This is a genomic window from Candidatus Aquicultor sp., from assembly GCF_054640775.1.
This window is the reverse complement of sequence record NZ_JBTSLF010000071.1, coordinates 1-2,639: the sequence shown is the minus strand read 5'-3', so window position 1 is coordinate 2,639 and position 2,639 is coordinate 1. Positions and strand designations below refer to the sequence as shown.

The window sequence follows — 2,639 nt, the reverse complement described above, 5'->3', positions numbered from 1 at the left end:
CGGATACCCTGTACTTGCTAGAAGAATCGCAGGCAGGGATAGGCGGCCTCCGCGAAGTATCCGAAGAAGCCCCGGTCATCAAACTCGTCAACATGCTCATCATGAAGGCCATCAACGAACGTGCAAGCGATATTCACGTCGAGCCGCAAGAAAAAGAACTGCGCATACGCTACCGCGTAGACGGTGTGCTCCACGATTCTATGTGCTCGCCAAAACAGATCCAAGCGGGCGTTATCTCAAGGCTCAAAATCATGGCCGGCCTCGACATCGCCGAAACCAGGATACCCCAGGACGGCCATTGCGATCTTTTGGTCGCAGGCAAAATGATAGATTTCCGAGTATCGACCCTCCCAACGATCTATGGGGAGAGGGTTGTCCTCAGGGTCCTTAGAAAGGAAAGCATTCTAATCGACCTCGACGACCTCGGCTTTCTTCCTGACAGCCTCAACAAATTCAAAGGCTCGTTCAACAAGCCCTACGGCGCGGTGTTCGTGACCGGTCCAACCGGAAGCGGTAAGTCCACAACGCTGTACGCAGCGCTCAATATCCTCAACAACAGCGCAAAGAACATCATCACCGTCGAGGACCCGGTCGAGTACCGTCTCCCGGGCGTCAACCAGATACAGGTAAACTCGAAAACCGGCCTGACCTTTGCCCGGTGCCTAAGAGCGATCCTCAGATCATCTCCTGATATTGTGATGGTGGGCGAGATAAGGGATAAAGAAACGGCCCAAATCGCGATAGAGGCCGCCCTTACCGGGCATATGGTCCTCTCAACACTACATACAAACGACGCCCCCGGCGCTATTACCAGGCTAATCGAGATGGGCATAGCGCCATTTCTGATAGCATCCGCAATCGAGTGCATTCAAGCCCAAAGGCTGGCGCGACGCCTCTGTCCGGATTGCAAGGAGGAGTATGAACCCGCAATCGATGCCCTCAAAAGGATCAGCTTTCCGATGGAAGACGAAGAACATTTAAGATTCTACCGCCCAAAAGGCTGCCCTCGATGCAACGGCACAGGCTACAAGGGCAGGGTAGGCATCTACGAAGTCATGGTTCTCAGCGAGACCATTAAAGATCTTTGCGTCAAACGGGCGACCGCAGATGAAGTAAAGCGCGTCGCAATCGCCGAAGGTATGAGGACCCTCCGACAAGACGGGTTCGAAAAAGTTCGCACGGGCATGACCTCCCTTGAAGAAATCATGCGCGTCATTATTTAAACGGCATCTAATCGTCCGTTTACCGCTTAAGCTACTACTAAACCCGTCCGATAGGTAATTAGATTCCTTTTAAGAACTTCAGGAGGTTTTACGTTGCTTGATATTAATGACTTGTTGATGCAGGTACTAGAGAGAAAAGCATCAGATTTACACATTACAGCAGGAACACCGCCAATGGTCAGAGTTCACGGCGATCTGCAGGCGCTTGATTATCCAAAGCTGACGCCAAACGACACAAAGGAACTTATCTATAGCATCCTCACCCAGGACCAAAGGGAGCAGCTCGAGAGAAACTGGGAGTACGACTTTTCTTACGGGCTCACCGGCCACGCCAGGTTCAGGGTAAACGCATATTACCAGAGAAGCAGCGTAAGCGCCGCCTTCAGGATTATTCCGGTAGACATAAAATCACTGGACGACCTGGGGCTTCCGCAATCACTCGAACTGCTTGTAAGGCGCCCGCGAGGCCTGGTTCTGGTTACCGGCCCGACCGGTAGCGGTAAGTCGACAACACTGGCAACGCTCGTCAATATCGTCAACGAAAACAGGTCGTTTCATATAATCACAATCGAAGATCCAATCGAATACCTGCACTCACATAAGCAATCTATTGTTAATCAAAGGGAAGTCGGGTCGGATACCAAATCCTTCGCCAACGCCCTTAAATACGTCCTCCGTCAAGACCCGGATGTCATACTCGTCGGTGAGATGAGGGATATGGAAACGATTTCGGCGGCATTGACCGCAGCCGAAACCGGCCACCTGGTCTTCGCAACGCTCCACACGCAGGATGCGCCGCAGACCATCGACAGGATCATCGACGTATTCCCGCCCCACCAGCAGCAACAGATAAGAATCCAGCTGGCCGGTACATTACAAGGAATCGTCTGCCAGCAGCTTCTGCCGACGGTTGACGGCCAGGGACGCTGTGTCGCTTACGAAATCCTTATGCCGACGCCGGGCGTCAGAAACATGATCCGAGAAGCGAAGACGCACCAGATATACAACGCGATGCAGACGGGCTCCAAGCACGGAATGGTAACTATGGATCAGTGCCTTGCCGATTTGCATAGATATGGCAAGATAACATTCGAAATGGCTATACAAAAAGCATCCGATCCAAATGACCTGAGGCAACTTCTCGGTAGAACGGCTTAGCAACTGATCATGCAACTAACGGACAGCACAAACGAGGTACACTATGTCAACAACATTTACGTATAAAGTAAGGGATGGCAGGGGAAACCTGCTCAACGGTCAAATCGACGGCGATAACTTAACGATGGTCGCCAACAAACTCAGGCAAACCGGCTACGTCGTCATCGACCTTAAAGAGAAAAGCCTGGCCCAAAGGGATATTAACCTGCCCTTCGGCAACAAAGTAAAATCAAAGGACCTGACGGTCTTCAGCCGCCA

At 51.8% G+C, this 2,639-nt stretch carries 2 protein-coding genes and 1 pseudogene; all 3 read left to right on the top strand.

Going from position 1 to position 2,639, the window contains the following annotated elements; all coding sequences use genetic code 11:
- On the top strand, window positions 1–1,223 hold a 1,223-nt coding region (locus ACYC56_RS07410; protein WP_461373543.1), incomplete at its 5' end, for a GspE/PulE family protein.
- 93 nt (window positions 1,224–1,316) lie between these two features.
- Entirely contained in the window at window positions 1,317–2,381 is a 1,065-nt protein-coding gene (locus ACYC56_RS07405) for a type IV pilus twitching motility protein PilT (protein ID WP_461373542.1), read from the top strand.
- Window positions 2,382–2,424: 43 nt separating this feature from the next.
- Window positions 2,425–2,639, top strand: a pseudogene (locus tag ACYC56_RS07400) (type II secretion system F family protein); the annotation flags it as partial.